This is a genomic window from Hydrogenovibrio marinus, from assembly GCF_013340845.1.
Taxonomy (GTDB): domain Bacteria; phylum Pseudomonadota; class Gammaproteobacteria; order Thiomicrospirales; family Thiomicrospiraceae; genus Hydrogenovibrio; species Hydrogenovibrio marinus.
Genome location: NZ_AP020335.1, coordinates 2,080,188 through 2,097,266 on the forward strand (window position 1 = coordinate 2,080,188; position 17,079 = coordinate 2,097,266).

Genomic DNA, 17,079 nt, shown 5'->3' on the forward strand with positions numbered 1-17,079 from the left:
GGGAAGAGAATGTGCGAAAAATGTGATTGTAACTCGGCGATAGATCAACTTTTTGAAAACAACGAGGAATGGATAAAAGAAATGAACGCCGAGCGTCCCGGCTTTTTTTCAAGCCTTGTTGCTCAACAATCTCCTGAATATCTATGGATAGGTTGCTCAGATAGCCGAGTACCTGCAAACGAACTTGTAAAGATGGATCCCGGCACCATTTTCGTCCACCGGAACATTGCCAACCTTGTTAACTCCAGTGACATGAACGTATTGACCGTTATCCAATATGCCGTCGAAGTACTCAAAGTCAAACACATTATCGTCAATGGTCACTATGGTTGTGGTGGTGTTATGGCTGCCTTACAACAATCCAATCCCGATTTAATCGACCACTGGATTCGTCCCATTCGAAAGTACTACCACCACAACAGAAAAGAGTTGGAAACCATTGGAGAAGAACAAGGCGAAAAAGCCAAGGTAAACCGCTTATGTGAAATAAACGTAGTTGAACAGGTTCGAAATATCGCCCATGTCCCTGCTGTTCGTCATGCTTGGGAAAAAGGCCAGGAACTGGCTATTCACGGTTTTATCTACGACATCAAAGATGGTCGTTTACATAACATGAACGTCACCATCGATAATATCGAAAAAGCAGAAAAAGCCGTTCTTAGAGAACTTTGCTAAATCTACCCTGCCCCAACCTGGCAGATTTTTATCGACATCTAAGAGTTTTGACCTAGTAGGTAAGCAGCCTGAAGCGCTTGATGCATTTCCGAGCCTTTAACCAATGGCTCGGACAAATACTGTTCGGAAATCCTGCTCAATCCTTGGAACGATAGCTCCAGCTGCCAATCCTCTCTAAATCCATCAAAATCAAATAACTGATTTTCACCATCATAGAAATCAACCGCACGTCCGGTAGGGGACTCAAACACCATTTCCGAAACTTCCATCACTTCCAGCTCATAACCGTAAGGATTCATTCCGCTGGCTTCTGCCACCAAGCCATACAAGTCAGAAGATTTATTTAGATTTCTACGTGCCCAATTCTCCAAATCTATTACCGCTGAAGGCTCGTGCAATTCTCCTCGAAAATGGAAGGGAACCTTTGCCACAATGCTTGCTTTCATCTTTCTATCCATCTCTTAATCTTATTGTTTAGTTAGGCTAACTCGCCAAGGTATTAAAACATGCTTATATCAGCGTTTTTTTAAATAACTTTAAACAATAACTCCATTGAAAATCATAATTTAGCTTATGTAAACCAACAAGCTATACTTGCTCTTTTAAAGCTAGTACAGACACAAAAATGACCGTTTTTAAACTGCGCCCATTGAGTATGATTTTTTTAGTGGTTTTTTTAATCGCCGCTACCCTATTCAAAAACAATTATCTCACGTATTTCTTGATTGGGTCACTTCTCGGTGCCGGATTAAATTATTTTCAATTTGGATTCCGTACCTGCTCGCAACAATTACTGGTTCAAGGAAAAACACTGGGGATTCGTGCCATCATCGTCATGCTGGCAGTCACTACAATATTGTTTTTCCCACTACTCTATGCCGGCCACTTTGGTTCACGAGCTTTGACAGGTCTGGTTGAACCCCTGAGTTTGTCCGTTGTTTTTGGTGCATTTATCTTCGGCATCGGCATGCAGCTTTCAAATGGTTGCACCTCGGGTACCTTCAACAGACTGGGACAATTACAGCCACTCTCCATTACGGCACTGATCTTTTTAATCGTAGGCGGCACGCTAGCAGCTTATAACATCAGTTTCTGGCGTGAACTTCCGGCGTTGCCTGCAGTATCGATCATCAACACCCTTGGCATATTCAATGCCCTGTTGATTCAGCTCGGTATTCTAGGCACACTCTATTTTCTGATGTCTCATCGAGAAAGAAGTCGCCATCAATCGGTTGAGCCGCTTTTTCCAAAGCGCGGAACCTTGCGCGATTGGCACCCTTGGCTGCTAGCAGGTTTAACGCTTGCAATGTTCAACACCCTACTGCTCATTACCAGCGGACAGCCTTGGTCTATTGCCAGTGTGCTCCCTGTATGGGGCGTTAAAATCGGCACTCAGATGGGACTGCCTTTCGACTTCTCATTCTGGGATTACAGCATCACCTACTCCCAGCGCCTGGAAACTCCAGTCTGGCATGATACGGTAAGCCTGACAACCTGGGGCGTTATTTTCGGTGCAGCTTGGGTCACCTTATTTGATAAATTCCGAAACCAGAAATCCATCTCCGCTACAACGCCGGTAAGCGAACATTTTATGGCAATACTGGGTGGATTGTTGATGGGTTATGGCGCGGTCATTGCATTTGGCTGCAATATCGGCGCCTTTTTCAGTGGCATCGGCTCAGGGAGTTTACATGGATGGCTTTGGGCATTATCCGCATTGATGGGAAATGCTCTGATTATTACACTCAGACGAAAAGGTATCCTCGCTAGGATTTAATGTCGCAGGTCTGACCAATGTACTGTTGGCAGCTCTGAAGGGATATCATTTTTCTGACACTGCAAGCAGTCCGTCTCACTTACCTCTGTTCCGCAAACATCACTAAAATCACATTCACGACACACTTTGTTGGCACAGGCATGCAAACATGCTTGCTGAACCAACTGTTTGGTTTGATGGTCCATGGCTCGTATATCCGCGCCACACAACAGCCCTGAATGCATTAGCTCCAACAATTTTGCCGCTGATATACCAATCACCACATCCCTATTTTCACCTGTAGTGACTTTAGACAAAGTTTCAGTATTCATATAACCTCCGACTTTCGCTTTCCTACTATCCTAATTCATTATACCAACAACATAAATCTAATAATAATTATTATCATTTGTATTGACACTTAGAAATTCAACCTGTAACATATCGACAAAGTTATTAATAACGTTTCTCATAATCATTTATATAAACAAATAAAAACATCAACAGGTGTAAAAATGAAAAAATAATGGAGTTTTATCAAATCTTCACCAGTCGAAATGATAAAGGCAAAGGTACATACAATGCACTAGATTCAAAAACAGAAATTGAATATGGATTTACCAACCGTTTTTCGGGCTCATTTTCTGTTATCGGTCATCAACTCGAAACCAAAGGTTTATTGATTGATGGTTACCTTCCTCAAGAGAAAAACAAATCCTTTAGCTTCAGCGGGATGGAAGGTGAAATCAAATATGCATTTTTAACACCTGCATTAGATGATATTGGCGTATCCACTACCTTCGGCCTGTCTTATGACACAGTTGACCCCCACTCAGGACAAAAGAAAGACACTTTATCCGCTGATGTCGGTGTGCAAATCCAAAAATATTTTCTTGATGGGCAATTGGTCTGGCTAAACAACGCTAGCATGGAATCCACTTATGCAAAACGCCCAGCAATCAACGGCATTAACGATGAAAGTGTCTGGCCTACAACACCCGAAATGGAAATTGAGCTAACCGCTAATACCGGTATTTCATATCGTTTCACTTCCAACTGGTCAGTCGGTGCTGAAGCGGTTTATCAAACAGAATTTGAAACTGAAGTCGGTCAAGAACGCTGGTCTTTATTTGCTGGCCCTTCAATACATTACGGTAACCAAAAATTCTGGGCTACCTTGACTTATTTACCACAAGTAGTTGGTGGCGGTGAACGCTACGCAGGCCAAGAAAAAGGCTTGCATTTGATCGAAAAAACAAAATATGAAACAAAACTAAAACTTGGCTACAACTTCTAAAAACCTTTTTCCTCCTAAGCCGAAAGCGTTTGGACACTTGTCCAAGCGTTTTCGTTTTTTTTATTTTCGGAGACAATGATGAAACCTTTAATTCCTATATTCACACTGCCGTTAACGGTCATTGCCTACCCTGTTTATGCGGTCGAATATTTCACTACTGAGCAAGCGCAAATCGCGCTGTTTGGTGACAAAGCCAAACTGACTCCCAGCTATGTTGAAATGAATGACGACCAAAGAGATGCCATAGAAGACATCAGTGATGTTCGTCAACGATGGAAAACTCAAAAAGCCTGGAAAGCCTATGAAGATGGGCAGTTCAAAGGCTGGTTCATTATCGACAAAGTCATCGGTAAACATGAATTCATCACCTACGCCACTGCTATCTCTCCAGAAGGCAAAGTGCTTGGCATTGAGGTCATGGACTATCGCGAAACCTATGGCGATCAAATCCGTCATGATGACTGGCGCGCTCACTTTGTTGGCGCTGACAAACACTCCAGACTGAAACTCAATAAAGATATTCCGAATATCAGCGGTGCAACGCTCTCCTGCCGCAATGTGACTAATGGCGTGAAACGCTTGCTGGCGCTTTATGACGTAATGCTAAAAAACCAAACGCAATAATCACCATGCAAATAGAAAAAAGAATGAGGCCGATGCTCGGCACTTTTATTGAAATAGGACTTGCAGTAGACTCACAAATGCATTCAGCGTTTGATGCTGCCTTTTTTAAAATCGAGCAGATTCAATCTCTAATGAGTTTTCACAACCCGAAAAGTGAGTTGTCGAAAATCAATAAACACCCCTATGATTGGGTTCAGGTTTCCAGACAAACCGTTCAGGTATTCCGCTTGGCAAAACAACTTTCAGAACGTTCTCAGGGACTATTTAACCCTACCGTGGGTGGTGAGTTAATCGAACGCAGAGTCCTGCCAAATCATTTCACCAGACCTTTTGAACTAAAAGGCAGTGAAAAAGATATTGAAATCGACGGTCAAAACATTCGCCTGAATGCTCCTTTTCTCGTCACGCTGGACGGCATTGCCAAAGGCTATGCGGTTGATCAGGCAGTTGCAAAACTTCGGTCATTAGGGGTGGAGCATGGCTGGATAAATGCGGGAGGCGACATTCGAGTTTTCGGCAATCTGAAACTTCCGGTAGCTTTACGCCAACAACAGACTGTGGACATTAGTGAAATGCCAGTTTGTGAACTACAAAACCAATCCATCGCCTCCTCTCATGTTGGCCAGCCCATTGATGAGACCTTTCCCGGTCATATTCTTGCAACGGATAACCGAAAACCTACACCAGCATTAGTCAGTGTCGTGGCTAAAGAGGCTTGGTTAGCCGATGGGCTGACCAAAGTTTTTGGGCTTGCCAATGAAGAAGAACGCGAAAACTTCGCCCAAGTATTTGACGTTTCCTATTATCACCTTCCCTTTGAATTGAGCACCCAATCATGAATCTCTGCGCCAAACGCGATAGAATAACCGCTTTGAATTAACGAACGATTACCAACCCGTATGAATGGATACCCCAAGGGCTTTTTACCCTCGCTAATTACGACCAGTCTGTTGGTCATGATTACCGGCCTACTCTTAATCCCCGCCTTCCTGATTTTCCGCATGGAGCAGGAACAAGACTGGCTGATGAACTTAAGCATCGCCAGTGGCAGCTTAAGACACACACTAACCATGCTGCACGCTGTTGTTGGTTGGACAATGGTATGGTTTATCGGCGCTCTCTGGACGATTCACGTTCGCTCCCATTGGCGTCGTCATGAAAATCGAGCCAATGGACTCATGTTTATCGGAATTTGGTCGGTGTTGATTATCAGTGCTTTAGGCATCTACTACTTCGGTGATCCGGGTTGGTCAAAAACCAGCAGTCTGATCCACGTGATTGTCGGACTGATGGTTCCTTTCATGCTGATTGTCCATAAAATCATCGGCAAAAAAAGCTTAAAAACATCTTCCCCTCGCAGATAAAATCTGCCAGGTTGGGGGATAGCGTAACTCGCCTATCAGTCGTCAGACCATTTAAAAGCATAGGCACCAATGATAATGAATACCAACGTCATCAAACTTAGTACCCATAGTGACTGCATTATATCTGCCAACCCTGCACCATCAATGGTTATAGCACGAACAGCATCTAACATATGGGTTAGAGGAAAGAGCTGCGCGAGGTATTTCAATGGCGGATAAGCGCCCTCCAGTGAAAACCACACGCCAGACAATAGCATCATTGGCCAACTCACCAAATTAAGCAGTCCGCCAGCAAGTTCTTCCGAACTCACCCTTGCTGTCACCATCAAACTCATGGCAATCATTGACAAACTACCGAGTGTTGTCACTAATAGCAACAGCCAATAACTGCCGTTCATGGCAAAGCCTAAAATCCATTTGGAAATCATGAAAATTACCACCGCCAAAAAGACCACGATGAACAATCTCGAAATCAGTTGCGCCAAAATAAACTCGACAGGTCTCAAAGGCGTTGCATTGAGTCGTTTTAAGTAGCCACTTTTCCGGTAGCGTACAATGACAAATCCCACACCAAACAAAGCACCAAACATGATGTTCATGCCAATCACACCTGGAATCACCCAGTCGATATAACGGATCGGATGATTTTCAGTGTCATGTCGTTTGAGGTTGGGATCAACTTGCTTCAACAACTTTTCCATAAAATAACCATTCGGCGAATCAATATTCACCCAATAGCCCTGCTCGGCATTAGCCGTTGACGGATTAAGGTTAATCAATAAATCCGTTTGGTGACGCGCCACCTTATCTATCGCTCTTTGCAAATTGTCCGTGGTATAGAAATGCACATGCTCCAAACCGAAAATCGGGTTCAGCTTTGCCGTCATCTCTGCCGAAGGTTGATACACCGCTACCTTAAATAAGGGTTTGTTGTCGCCATAGAAAGCCAGCGCCAAAGCAAACACCAAAAAGAATGGCATCGCCACGCTCCAACCCAAGGATGCCCTATCTCGGAAGAACTCCAAATTACGGGCATGAATCAAAGTCATAATCCGACTAAACATGAGCCATCTCCTCTGTGTCTTTGGCAGTCAACTCAAGGAACAAGTCATCCAAGGTTCGTGATCGGATTTTCAAATGCGTCAAATCAATACCGCTATCCATCAAACCTCGCAAAGTTTGGTTCATATCCTTGGTGTAGATTTCGGTTTTTTCGCCTTTATGGAAGTGCGTCTCCTGTGGCTGATAAGCTCCAAGTGCCGCGGTCGGTAATTCAAGAATATTGTCACCGAAGTGCTGCGCTAACAGACTGTCCGGCGTGCCGCGAGCAATCAACTTACCCTTTGCCATGATTGCAATCTCATCACAAAGCAGATAAGCCTCTTCCATATAATGCGTGGTTAGAATAATGGTCTTATTGCGTGCTTTGATTTTCTGGATCAGTGCCCAGAACTGGCGACGGGCATTCGGATCAAGCCCAGTTGTCGGCTCATCCAAAAAAATCACTTCTGGGTCATGAACCAATGCCAAAGCCAATAATAGTCTTTGGCGCTGACCGCCCGAAAGCTTGGAGGCATCTTGTTCTAAAAAGCTAGACAAATCACAGTCTGCAATCAAATCCTGCAAGTCAGCATGACGATCATAAAAGCTACGGAATAACTTCAAGTTGTCGGCCACACTGAGAAAATCCTGCAACGCCGTGCTTTGAAACTGAATACCGGCGACTTTTTTAAAGCCAGAATTCATCGGTCTGCCATCGTATAAAATCTCACCTGAAGTCGGCTTTTTCAAGCCCTCAATCATTTCAATAGTCGTTGATTTGCCTGCACCATTAGGCCCCAGCAATCCGAAACAACATCCTTTCTCTATGGCGAAATCAATCCCATCTACTGCGATGAGTTTAGGGTATTCCTTTCGCAAGGCCTTCACTTCAATTATGGCAGTCAAAATAAGCCCATCCTGTAAAAAAAGATTTAAATCAATAACAGGGATATTAGCATAAAAAAACCCGCTCAGCCGTCACCTGCTGGCGGGTTCTTTTTTATAAAACCTTATCAGGCTTTATTCGGCAATCACCTGTTTTTTCTCATGCGCTTTGATGTTGGCCAACATAGCGATTGAAATCACCAGTGCCACCACGAAGAAGCCGGAAAAAACATATAGGGTTTCTGCATAAGAACCGGTTAGATCTTTTACACGGGAAATAATCAACGGCCCGACTAATCCGGCTGCGGCCCATGCAGTCAAGATATAACCGTGAATCGCGCCCAGTTCCTTGGTGCCGAAAATATCGCCGATATATGCCGGAATAGAAGCAAACCCACCACCGTAGCAAGACATGATGAAATACAGAATCACTTGGAAAATCAAAATCTCAGTAATCGAAGGCAATACATAGAAAGCCACTGCTTGCGTTGCGAAGAAAATGATGTAAACCACGGGTCTGGTCAGATAATCCGACAAAGATGCCCAGAAAATTCTCCCCGCACCATTGAATATCCCCATCAAACCAACGGCTGCTGCCGCAACCAATGCAGAAACGCCAAGCACTTCCTGCAACAATGGCGATGCCACACCGATAATAGCGATACCACAGGTGACGTTGATGAATAACATCAACCATAAACCATAGAATCTTGGCGTTTTCACCGCTTCATGTAAGCCTAAAATAGCTAGATCGGTTTTCAGTGTTTTATGACCTGCTTCCACTTTCTTCTTAAAGCCTTCAGGCAAATAGCCTTCTTCCGGTTTTTCCAAATACATCGCCGATGCAAACATCACCACAAAATAGACCGCACCCAAAATGATGAAAGTCGATGCGACCCCCACTTCGGAAATCAATACTTTAATCGTTGGCCCCCAAATCGCCGAGGCAAAACCAAAGCCCATAATTGCCAAACCAGTCGCTAAACCACGCTTATCGGGAAACCATTTAACTAGCGTGGAAACTGGTGAGATATAGCCTATCCCTAAACCACAACCACCTAAGACGCCGTAGAAAAAGTACAGCAATAGCTTGGATTCCATCAAGATTGCCAAGCCGGAACCTGCTGTTCCCAAACCGAACAACACGGCGGCGATAATTGCAGAAACTTTTGGTCCATTTTTTTCAACGAATTTGCCCATCAACGCAGCAGACAAACCCAAGAAGAAAATCGCGATACTAAACGCAATAGTGACATCGGTTAGTGTCCAATGCATGGTGTCCTTAATCGGGTTAACATATACGCTCCATGCATACACCGAACCGATACAGATATGAACGCCCACGGCGGCTAACGCCATCAGCCATCTATTTTTATTCATTTCACAAACTCCTTTACTCGTTTTAGGTGAGGACTCAAATCTCACCCGCTCCTCTTTTAAATATTGTTTTTCTTGGAATAGGAAAACTTTGGCGAAGTCTAATCAAAAACCGCTCAAACATAAAGCGAGAATATTTAATCCTGTCATAGAACAAGTATTTTGGGCATAAAAAAACCCGCTAAGCCAATCTGGCTTGCGGGTTAAATGCATTAAATAACAAACTTAGACGAAAACGAGGAAAAATCCGCCGGCTCTAGGCAGGCGAACACTGGTCATAAATTGACTATTACCAAGTTCTCCTAACGACGAGCTGGCGGATTAACCGGAGATAAAAACGGGGAAAAACTCGCCAGAGCTAGGCGGAAGAGCGCAGGCCATAGACTCACTATTACCAAGCTCTCCCAACAACGCACTGGCGGGTTTTAACCGTTTTTTAATGGAAATCGATTTCTCCGCCGGTTAATCCAATGTGGATTGTGTCACCCGGTGCAAACTCACCTTTCAACAAGCGTTGTGCCAATGGGTTTTCCACCATTTGTTGCACGGCACGTTTCAAAGGTCTTGCCCCATATACAGGATCAAATCCGGCTTCGCCAATCAAATCCAATACATTTTCCGCCACTTCAAGCTGCAAATCGTTGTCTGCCAAACGGCGACGCAGATGGTTCAGCTGAATATTGGCAATCGAACGAATCTGAGCCTGATTCAACGGATGGAACACCACAATATCATCGATACGGTTGATGAACTCAGGACGGAAATGACCACCTACCACTTCCATTACATCCTGCTTCATTTCTTCGTAAGTGGCTGTCGCCGCTTTTTCCTGAATGATATGTGAACCCAAGTTCGAGGTCATGACAATCACCGTGTTCTTGAAGTCCACGGTACGACCTTGGCCATCAGTCAAACGCCCATCATCCAATACCTGCAACAAGATATTGAAGACATCAGGATGCGCTTTTTCCACCTCATCCAACAAAATCACGGAGTAAGGTTTACGGCGAACCGCTTCGGTCAAATAACCACCTTGCTCATAGCCGACATATCCTGGAGGTGCACCAATCAAACGCGCAACCGAATGTTTCTCCATGAACTCGGACATATCCAAGCGCACAATGGCATCCTGCGTATCAAATAGGAAATCCGCCAAGGCTTTGGTCAATTCGGTTTTACCAACCCCTGTTGGCCCAAGGAACAGGAATGAACCGTTCGGACGATTCGGATCAGACAACCCGGCACGCGAACGACGAATGGCATCCGAGACCGCTTTGACCGCTTCTTGCTGACCAATCACTTTGGCACCAATCGCTTCTTCCATGCGCAACAACTTGTCGCGTTCACCTTCCAACATGCGGGAAATAGGGATCCCCGTCCAACGGGCAACCACCTCGGCGATTTCTTCTTCCGTTACCTTATTACGCAACAGATGCATTTCACCATCGGCATTTTCATTTTCCGCCGCTTCCGCCGCTTGAATTTTGGCTTCCAAGTCAGGAATCACGCCATATTGCAACTCGGACATTTTCGCCAAGTTTCCTTCTCGGCGTGCCGCTTCCATGTCGATACGCGCTCTGTCCAACTCTTCTTTGAACTGTTTCGCACCTTGCAACGCTGCCTTGTCTTTTTTCCAGATTTCTTCTAAATCCGCGTACTCCTTTTCCATTTCTGAAATACGCTCGTTCAGCTCAACCAAACGTTTTTTGGTGGCTTCATCTTTCTCTTTCTTCAAGGCTTCGCGTTCGATTTTCAATTGAATCAAACGACGATCCAATTTATCCATCTCTTCCGGCTTGGAATCGATTTCCATACGAATGCGTGACGCCGCTTCATCGATCAAATCGATTGCCTTATCCGGCAACTGACGATCCGTGATGTAACGCTGAGACAAGTGCGCTGCAGCGATAATTGCCGGGTCGGAAATCGCTACCCCGTGATGCACTTCATAACGTTCTTTCAAACCACGCAAGATGGCAATGGTGTCTTCTTCAGTCGGCTCATCGACCAAAACTTTTTGGAAACGACGTTCCAACGCCGCATCTTTTTCGATATTTTCACGATATTCATCCAAAGTGGTCGCACCGATACAGTGAAGTTCACCACGTGCCAACGCAGGCTTCAACATGTTACCGGCATCCATTGAACCTTCGGTTTTACCAGCACCGACCATGGTGTGAATTTCATCGATGAACAAGATGACTGAGCCTTCCTGTTTTTCCAAGTCTTTCAACAGGGCTTTCAAACGTTCTTCAAACTCACCGCGGTATTTCGCACCCGCCAACAGACCTGCCAAGTCTAGAGACAGCAGCCGTTTGTTTTTAAGCCCTTCCGGCACTTCACCATTAACAATACGTTGCGCCAAGCCTTCGACAATCGCGGTCTTACCCACACCCGGTTCACCAATCAATACCGGGTTGTTTTTGGTACGGCGTTGCAACACCTGAATGGCACGACGGATTTCATCGTCACGTCCGATAACAGGGTCTAACTTACCGGCTTCCGCACGTGCAGTTAAATCCAAGGTATATTTATCCAACGCCTGTCTGTTTTCTTCCGCATTTTGATCTTGCACGCTCTCGCCTCCTCTTACCTGCTGAATAGCCGCATCAATGTTTTGTTCACTTGCACCCGCTTGTTTTAAAACGTCTTTTACCGCATCGTTTGACTGTAATGCCGCCAGATAGAATAGCTCGCTGGCAATATAGGCATCGCCCTTTTTCTGCGCCTGTTGATCCATTAGGTTCAACACACGGCCTGCGTTTTGCGATAATTGCGCATCACCACCGGCACCAGACACTTTTGGCAAACTGCTTAACTTTTGTTCCACTGCCGTTTTCAATTGAGCAACATTCACGCCTGCCAACTGCAACAAATGGCTTGGTTCTTGAAGCAAAGCCGCCAAAATATGCATCGGTTCGATAAATTGTTGTCCACCTCTCACCGCAAGTGATTGCGCCTGAGACAAAATCGACTGAAACTGCGACGTAAATTTATCAATCATGAAAAACTCCTACAAAAACTATGGTTTGATACTTCAACTAATATGGGTGTTTTTTGGGTTTTAAAGTCTTCCGAAGAAAAAATATTTCTTGCTGTAATATCAAATGTTTATTTCTTTGAATCAAATCAATAAATTATGCCGACTTTTGTGCACACGACTATATTGTTAAGTTTATAATGATGAACAAATTTATACGTAATAGCACTTTATTTTCTAATTTTGTTTGGCGCTCGAAACCGCTTCTAACCGAGGAAAGCATGAAAGAAATTACGGCAGATAAATTGCCTCAATTGGACGTGCTGTTTGAATATGTCGCTGATGGCGTATATTTAATTGACCCTGAAACATCAAACATTGTCTGGTGTAATAAAGCGGCACACCAAGACCTTGGTTTCGAGCGTCATGAAGTACTCAATCACTCGGTACTCAGTCTGCAAAAAGATGTGGTCGGCATGCCTCAATGGCAGGAAATCGCCGAAGTCATTCGTAACCACTCCCCTTATACTTTTGTTGGTAGGCATGTCCATAAGTCCGGCGGTGAAATCTCCGTAGAGGTTGTCACCACTCACTTTGAATTTAACGATGACGACTTCTTCCTTTCGGTCGCCAGAAATGTAAACAAACGTGTCGCCCTTGAGCAAGAAATCATCTCTCACCATCAAAGCATCTGGTTTGCTTTGAATGAAGCCAGTGATGGTATCTGGGAGTGGGAAATCAGCAATGGCAAAGTCTTTTTCAGCCCGCAACTAAAAACCATGCTCGGCTATGGTCCCGATGAAATGGATCCACACATCACCACTTGGTCTGAAAACGTCCACCCAGATGATAGAGCCCATGTCATTAAAATCCTCAACGAACACATTCATGGCTTGCGCGCAAAATACGATGCCGAATACCGACTGAAAAACCGAAATGGGCACTACGTCTGGGTGCATGACCGCGGCAAAGTTTATAGACGTGATGACCAAGGCAATCCAACTCATGCTGTTGGAATGGTACAAAACATTACCGACCAAAAATTCATGCAATTTCAATTGGAAGCGTTGGCAGCAAATGACGTCCTCACCAACCTGCCAAATCGTCGAGAAGGTGAAAAACAGGCAAGACTACAGGTCGCCCTAAGCAAACGTAATGAACAGCCTCTTTGTTTGGCCATTATCGATCTAGATCACTTCAAAAGCATCAACGACCTGTTCGGACACCAAAAGGGAGATGATGTACTTGTTTTTGTGTCTGACCTTTTTCAAAAAACATTGCGATCAACTGATTTGATTTACCGTTGGGGAGGCGAAGAATTCGTCATTATCTTCCCAAACACCACGATTGAACAGGCAAGACAAATCTCAGCAAAACTACACGAAAGCTTTCAGGGCGCGCAATGGGAAAATATCGGCGTCACGCCAATGACATTCAGTATGGGCATCTCCTGTTTTCCATGCTTGGAAGCGGATTTTGACGTTTTGATTAAAAACGCGGATACCGCTGCTTACCTTGCAAAAGAGCAAGGACGAAATCAAAGCGTTTTTGCTGAGAAAAGCTAACTTCCACTTCTATAGGGGCTGACTTTTGGATCAAGTCTTCTTCGTACTTTCAAAACTGGCGTGGGCGTTCTTAAGCCCAGGAAATCTTATCCTTTTCGGTTTTATTCTTGGTACTTTGCTGCTGGTGATCGGATTCCGCCCTTTGGCAAAACGCCTATTAGTCATTGATGCCATTGTGGCTTTTATTGTATTAGGCTACCCGGTTGGCGATTATCTTATTCAACCTTTGGAAAAACGTTTTCCTGTTCCGACCATTGCAGAGTTGCCAAAAGATGTTGACGGCATCATTATTCTAGGCGGCGGGGAAGACTTACCGCGCACCCTGAGCTGGCATCATCCTGAAGTCGGCAATGGTGCAGACCGTTATTTCGGCGCGAAGCTTCTAGCCGAACACTATCCAAATGCCCCAGTCATTTTCACCGGCGGCAGTGGTCAAATTAAACTACAGCATATGGGAACTGAAGCATCTCTTGCCAAGCAGCTCCTGACCATCATGGGGGTTTCTCCTGAAAGACTGATTATCGAATCCAACTCCAGAAACACCTATGAAAACTTCAAATACACCATGCAATTACTGCCAAAACAGGATGGAACTTACTTATTAGTGACGTCCGCATACCACATGCCGCGAGCGGTTGGTGTTGCCAAAAAGTTTGGTGTTCATGTCATTCCTTATCCGGTAGACTTCCGTTCTAACAGTGACGAAATTCGATCTTGGGACTTTGACTTCTTTGACCACCTTAAAACTTTGGAACCGGCCTGGCGCGAGTGGATTGGCTTAACCGTCTATTACATCACAGGGAAAACGTCTGCTTGGTTCCCTGCCGCACACCAAAACGATTAGCTGAAAATCTGCCAGTTTGGGTTTGTTGTATCTGCTACAGACAAGGGGTTTTTGGATTGCGTTTTGCGTACCACTCCATGTAGAAGTCGATAAAAACCCGAGTTTTTTTCGATAAATATCGGTTCGGCAAATACACCATGTAGATATCGGTATCAGCGGCAGCATATTCATCTAAAGCCGTTTCCAACCTCGCCGCCTTCACTTCCTGCAAGATGGAAATGGATGTCAAACGAATCACGCCCAACCCACCGACTGCAGCTTCGCGAAGTGCTTCAGGACCATTGACCACGAAATTTCCTTTTACTCTGACGCGTTCTTCAGCTTCATTGCTATTGAAAAGCCACTCCGTGTTATTGGGCAGTGATCCATAAACAATACAATTGTGGTTTGCCAAGTCTGCGGGCTTAAGAGGTTTACCATGCTTGCGCCAATATTCAGGAGACGCACATACCAGTTTACGAGTGGTGGTCAAACGTCTAGCAACCAAGTTAGGCTGAGGTTCATCGGTTTGGCGAACCGCCAAATCGAATCCATCTTCAGCCAAGTCGATGATGCGATCGCTGAGTACCATTTCAACACTGACCTCCGGGTAACGTTCCAAAAACTCAGGAATGGCGGGCGCGATTTGGTTTGAACCAAAACTGAAGGGTGCCGTAATCCTCAATAATCCTCGAGGCGCCTCGTTTAAACGGGCAACAGCCACTTCTGCCATTTTGGCTTCTTCAATCAGTCTTACACAATGTTGATACAACGCCGAACCCGCCTCCGTCAAACTGAGCTTACGAGTGGTTCTATGCAATAAGCGAGTGCCGAGTTCGTCTTCAAGCGCAGCAACACGCTTGCTGACCACCGGGGTGGACAGACCCAAATCTCGTGCAGCCGCTGTAAAACTCCCCGCCTCGACAACACGTGCAAAGGCCACCATGGCAATCAATGAAGGTAAGGTTTTATCTTTATTACTAAACATATGGAAACAATATTATTCAATTTAGCTAGATTATAAAAAAATAAGAAACATTTACAATAGCTTCAAACAACAAGGAGAAACTTTAATGAACAGAACATACCTTATCGGCTTAGGGTTACTGTTAACAGCTCCCTTAATTTGGGGAGGGATGTTTTCAGTTGCCAATCTAGTCATGCCTACCGTTGATCCTTTCACCATCACGGCAATTCGTTATGGTGTGGGCGCGCCTATTTTCATTTTGATATTGCTAATGCTTGAAGGCAGATCAAAAGTCAATTTTGAAGGCAGAAGCTGGCGTTTGTTCTTCTATGGCACACTTGGATTTGCCGGTTTCAACATGCTTGCCTACATAGGATTGAATGATTCAAGTCCTGAGCATGCCGCCATCATTCTTGCCCTAATGCCGATGATTACCGTTTTGGTTACCTGGCTACGCAAAGGTCAACGTCCTGCGACTTTTACATTAACAACCGTTGGCATCGCCTTTTTAGGTGTCTTCCTTGTGGTGACGAACGGCAGCCCTGAATTAGCCTTTGAAAAAGGTGAGGTGTCGGGCGACTTGCTACTGCTGATTGCAGCATTGTGTTGGGTAATCTACACACTGGGTGCGGCAGATTTCCCATCTTGGTCGGCATTGCGCTATACCGCTATGAGCAGTATTTTAGGGACGGTATCTATTTTTGTCATTACTGCCGGATTGGCACTGAATGGCAATATTCATCTTCCAACCTTTTCAGTGATCGCCAGCTTTGGTTGGGAGTTTTTCTATTTGGTCATTTTGGGCGCGGTGGTTGCCGTGCTGAGTTGGAATGCAGGCATCAGAATTATCGGCCCGCTTAACGGCGTATTGTTCATCAACCTCGTTCCAGTCACCGCTTTTGTAATCGGTGTTCTACAAGGTCATTTGTTTACTCAAGATGAATTGATTGGCGCACTGCTGGTCGTGCTGGCACTGATTGCAAACAACCTTTACAGCAGACGTCGAATTGAACCCGAGCCAATCCCGATCCCTCTAGATCGTGCGATGGTCAAAATAGATTGAGAGAAATAAAAAAATGCCAGGTTGGGGCACTGAACTTATAGCCCCCAACCTGGCAGATTTTAGAAAAGCTTAGTGCTGTTGATAAGCTTTGTGAGAAAGGTAAAGCGCCAGTGCAACCAGCATGATTGCCAAGGCATAGTAAAGCAACTCAAGTGGTGCCGTTGGTTTCAAGAACAATGCTTGTTCAAAGAACATAACCACCAAAATCATTAGAATCACTTTCGCCAGTTTATCTTTCAGATCATCCAAAGAATGAATCATTAAAATCTTGCTGGAGCTTTTATTGCCTTCCGCTGCATCAATTTTTGAGATAAACAACTCATACAGACCCAAAGAGAAAATCAGCATAATGGTTCCCAACAAGAAGCCATCTACTGAACCGACCACATGCGCAACAGTCTTCGCTTTCAGATCCGCCCTAGCAATATCATCCATCTGCGCATAATGACTCAAATGCGACAACGTATAGTAAACATCAATTGAGGTTACATAAAAAATACCAAACGCCATCAGCAAACTGGCAATAACCGCGAATAATACAATGAACCGGCTATTCCACAAAAACGATTCAAACCAGTCTTCCGCTCTTGAACGGTTGGCAGGTACGCAAATCAACTCTTCACTTGACTGCGCTGAGTCTTGCTTTTGATGTTCCATTCTAA

General features: G+C 44.8%; 17 protein-coding genes. 9 read left to right on the plus strand and 8 right to left on the minus strand.

Features of this window, described 5'->3' with window-relative positions:
* Window positions 1–9: 9 nt before the first annotated feature.
* On the plus strand, window positions 10–675 hold the full coding sequence (locus HVMH_RS09905) for a carbonic anhydrase (protein WP_029912610.1): 666 nt from the start codon (window positions 10–12) through the stop codon (window positions 673–675).
* Between the two features lie 38 nt (window positions 676–713).
* Here HVMH_RS09905 and HVMH_RS09910 read toward each other — a convergent pair whose 3' ends face one another.
* Window positions 714–1,121: a hypothetical protein gene (locus HVMH_RS09910; protein ID WP_155837695.1), complete on the minus strand. Its 408-nt coding sequence runs from the start codon at window positions 1,119–1,121 to the stop codon at window positions 714–716.
* A gap of 179 nt (window positions 1,122–1,300) precedes the next feature.
* Between HVMH_RS09910 and HVMH_RS09915 the strand changes: the two genes are divergently transcribed.
* Window positions 1,301–2,452, plus strand: a complete 1,152-nt coding sequence (locus tag HVMH_RS09915; RefSeq protein WP_035629076.1) for a YeeE/YedE family protein — start codon at window positions 1,301–1,303, stop codon at window positions 2,450–2,452.
* Here HVMH_RS09915 and HVMH_RS09920 read toward each other — a convergent pair.
* Window positions 2,449–2,763 carry a hypothetical protein gene (locus tag HVMH_RS09920; RefSeq protein ID WP_035629074.1) on the minus strand — a complete coding sequence of 105 codons (315 nt, stop codon included), beginning with the start codon at window positions 2,761–2,763 and terminating at the stop codon, window positions 2,449–2,451. The two genes, HVMH_RS09915 and HVMH_RS09920, sit on opposite strands and share 4 nt — an antisense overlap.
* Window positions 2,764–2,957: 194 nt before the next feature.
* Between HVMH_RS09920 and HVMH_RS09925 the strand changes: the two genes are divergently transcribed.
* The 4 genes from HVMH_RS09925 to HVMH_RS09940 all read left to right on the plus strand — a co-directional run bounded on the left by HVMH_RS09925 (window position 2,958) and on the right by HVMH_RS09940 (window position 5,716).
* The gene (locus HVMH_RS09925) at window positions 2,958–3,728 is read left to right on the plus strand and encodes a DUF6662 family protein (protein ID WP_174403348.1); all 771 of its coding nucleotides are present in this window, start codon (window positions 2,958–2,960) and stop codon (window positions 3,726–3,728) included.
* Between the two features lie 75 nt (window positions 3,729–3,803).
* Window positions 3,804–4,352, plus strand: coding sequence for an FMN-binding protein (locus HVMH_RS09930; RefSeq protein ID WP_232087764.1), 549 nt, complete (start codon window positions 3,804–3,806; stop codon window positions 4,350–4,352).
* Between the two features lie 32 nt (window positions 4,353–4,384).
* Window positions 4,385–5,191 (plus strand): FAD:protein FMN transferase, encoded by an 807-nt coding sequence (locus HVMH_RS09935; RefSeq protein WP_051623130.1) that lies wholly within the window; start codon window positions 4,385–4,387, stop codon window positions 5,189–5,191.
* A 60-nt stretch (window positions 5,192–5,251) separates the two neighbouring features.
* Window positions 5,252–5,716, plus strand: coding sequence for a hypothetical protein (locus tag HVMH_RS09940; RefSeq protein WP_029912589.1), 465 nt, complete (start codon window positions 5,252–5,254; stop codon window positions 5,714–5,716).
* A gap of 35 nt (window positions 5,717–5,751) precedes the next feature.
* On the opposite strand, the gene HVMH_RS09945 is transcribed toward HVMH_RS09940, so the two are convergent.
* The 4 genes from HVMH_RS09945 to clpB form a co-directional block, all read right to left on the minus strand.
* Window positions 5,752–6,780: an ABC transporter permease gene (locus tag HVMH_RS09945; protein WP_029912587.1), complete on the minus strand. Its 1,029-nt coding sequence runs from the start codon at window positions 6,778–6,780 to the stop codon at window positions 5,752–5,754.
* Window positions 6,773–7,663, minus strand: coding sequence for an ABC transporter ATP-binding protein (locus HVMH_RS09950; RefSeq protein WP_029912586.1), 891 nt, complete (start codon window positions 7,661–7,663; stop codon window positions 6,773–6,775). The genes HVMH_RS09945 and HVMH_RS09950 overlap by 8 nt, the downstream gene beginning before the upstream one ends.
* Window positions 7,664–7,777: 114 nt before the next feature.
* Window positions 7,778–9,022: an L-lactate MFS transporter gene (locus HVMH_RS09955; RefSeq protein ID WP_029912583.1), complete on the minus strand. Its 1,245-nt coding sequence runs from the start codon at window positions 9,020–9,022 to the stop codon at window positions 7,778–7,780.
* Between the two features lie 433 nt (window positions 9,023–9,455).
* On the minus strand, window positions 9,456–12,023 hold the full coding sequence (gene clpB / locus HVMH_RS09960) for an ATP-dependent chaperone ClpB (RefSeq protein ID WP_035629071.1): 2,568 nt from the start codon (window positions 12,021–12,023) through the stop codon (window positions 9,456–9,458).
* A 257-nt stretch (window positions 12,024–12,280) separates the two neighbouring features.
* On the opposite strand from clpB, the gene HVMH_RS09965 reads away from it, so the two are divergent.
* The gene (locus tag HVMH_RS09965) at window positions 12,281–13,564 is read left to right on the plus strand and encodes a sensor domain-containing diguanylate cyclase (protein ID WP_051623129.1); all 1,284 of its coding nucleotides are present in this window, start codon (window positions 12,281–12,283) and stop codon (window positions 13,562–13,564) included.
* Window positions 13,565–13,589: 25 nt separating this feature from the next.
* Window positions 13,590–14,408, plus strand: a complete 819-nt coding sequence (locus tag HVMH_RS09970; protein WP_029912575.1) for a YdcF family protein — start codon at window positions 13,590–13,592, stop codon at window positions 14,406–14,408.
* 34 nt (window positions 14,409–14,442) lie between these two features.
* Here the strand turns inward: HVMH_RS09970 and HVMH_RS09975 are convergent, their stop codons facing one another.
* Window positions 14,443–15,375 (minus strand): LysR family transcriptional regulator, encoded by a 933-nt coding sequence (locus tag HVMH_RS09975; RefSeq protein WP_051623128.1) that lies wholly within the window; start codon window positions 15,373–15,375, stop codon window positions 14,443–14,445.
* Between the two features lie 85 nt (window positions 15,376–15,460).
* Here HVMH_RS09975 and HVMH_RS09980 point away from each other — a divergent pair, with 85 nt between their 5' ends.
* A complete protein-coding gene (locus HVMH_RS09980; RefSeq protein ID WP_029912568.1) occupies window positions 15,461–16,417 on the plus strand; it encodes a DMT family transporter in 957 nt (318 codons plus the stop codon).
* Between the two features lie 69 nt (window positions 16,418–16,486).
* On the opposite strand, the gene HVMH_RS09985 is transcribed toward HVMH_RS09980, so the two are convergent.
* Window positions 16,487–17,074, minus strand: a complete 588-nt coding sequence (locus tag HVMH_RS09985) for a YqhA family protein (RefSeq protein ID WP_081822765.1) — start codon at window positions 17,072–17,074, stop codon at window positions 16,487–16,489.
* Window positions 17,075–17,079 lie beyond the last annotated feature (5 nt).

Coding starts and splice junctions, on each gene's coding strand:
- HVMH_RS09905 (WP_029912610.1), top strand. CDS start 10: ATGTGCGAAAAATGTGATTGTAACTCGGCGATAGATCAACTTTTTGAA.
- HVMH_RS09985 (WP_081822765.1), bottom strand. CDS start 17,074: ATGGAACATCAAAAGCAAGACTCAGCGCAGTCAAGTGAAGAGTTGATT.
- HVMH_RS09955 (WP_029912583.1), bottom strand. CDS start 9,022: ATGAATAAAAATAGATGGCTGATGGCGTTAGCCGCCGTGGGCGTTCAT.
- HVMH_RS09945 (WP_029912587.1), bottom strand. CDS start 6,780: ATGTTTAGTCGGATTATGACTTTGATTCATGCCCGTAATTTGGAGTTC.
- HVMH_RS09975 (WP_051623128.1), bottom strand. CDS start 15,375: ATGTTTAGTAATAAAGATAAAACCTTACCTTCATTGATTGCCATGGTG.
- HVMH_RS09980 (WP_029912568.1), top strand. CDS start 15,461: ATGAACAGAACATACCTTATCGGCTTAGGGTTACTGTTAACAGCTCCC.
- clpB (WP_035629071.1), bottom strand. CDS start 12,023: ATGATTGATAAATTTACGTCGCAGTTTCAGTCGATTTTGTCTCAGGCG.
- HVMH_RS09935 (WP_051623130.1), top strand. CDS start 4,385: ATGCTCGGCACTTTTATTGAAATAGGACTTGCAGTAGACTCACAAATG.
- HVMH_RS09915 (WP_035629076.1), top strand. CDS start 1,301: ATGACCGTTTTTAAACTGCGCCCATTGAGTATGATTTTTTTAGTGGTT.
- HVMH_RS09930 (WP_232087764.1), top strand. CDS start 3,804: ATGATGAAACCTTTAATTCCTATATTCACACTGCCGTTAACGGTCATT.
- HVMH_RS09925 (WP_174403348.1), top strand. CDS start 2,958: ATGGAGTTTTATCAAATCTTCACCAGTCGAAATGATAAAGGCAAAGGT.
- HVMH_RS09940 (WP_029912589.1), top strand. CDS start 5,252: ATGAATGGATACCCCAAGGGCTTTTTACCCTCGCTAATTACGACCAGT.
- HVMH_RS09920 (WP_035629074.1), bottom strand. CDS start 2,763: ATGAATACTGAAACTTTGTCTAAAGTCACTACAGGTGAAAATAGGGAT.
- HVMH_RS09910 (WP_155837695.1), bottom strand. CDS start 1,121: ATGAAAGCAAGCATTGTGGCAAAGGTTCCCTTCCATTTTCGAGGAGAA.
- HVMH_RS09965 (WP_051623129.1), top strand. CDS start 12,281: ATGAAAGAAATTACGGCAGATAAATTGCCTCAATTGGACGTGCTGTTT.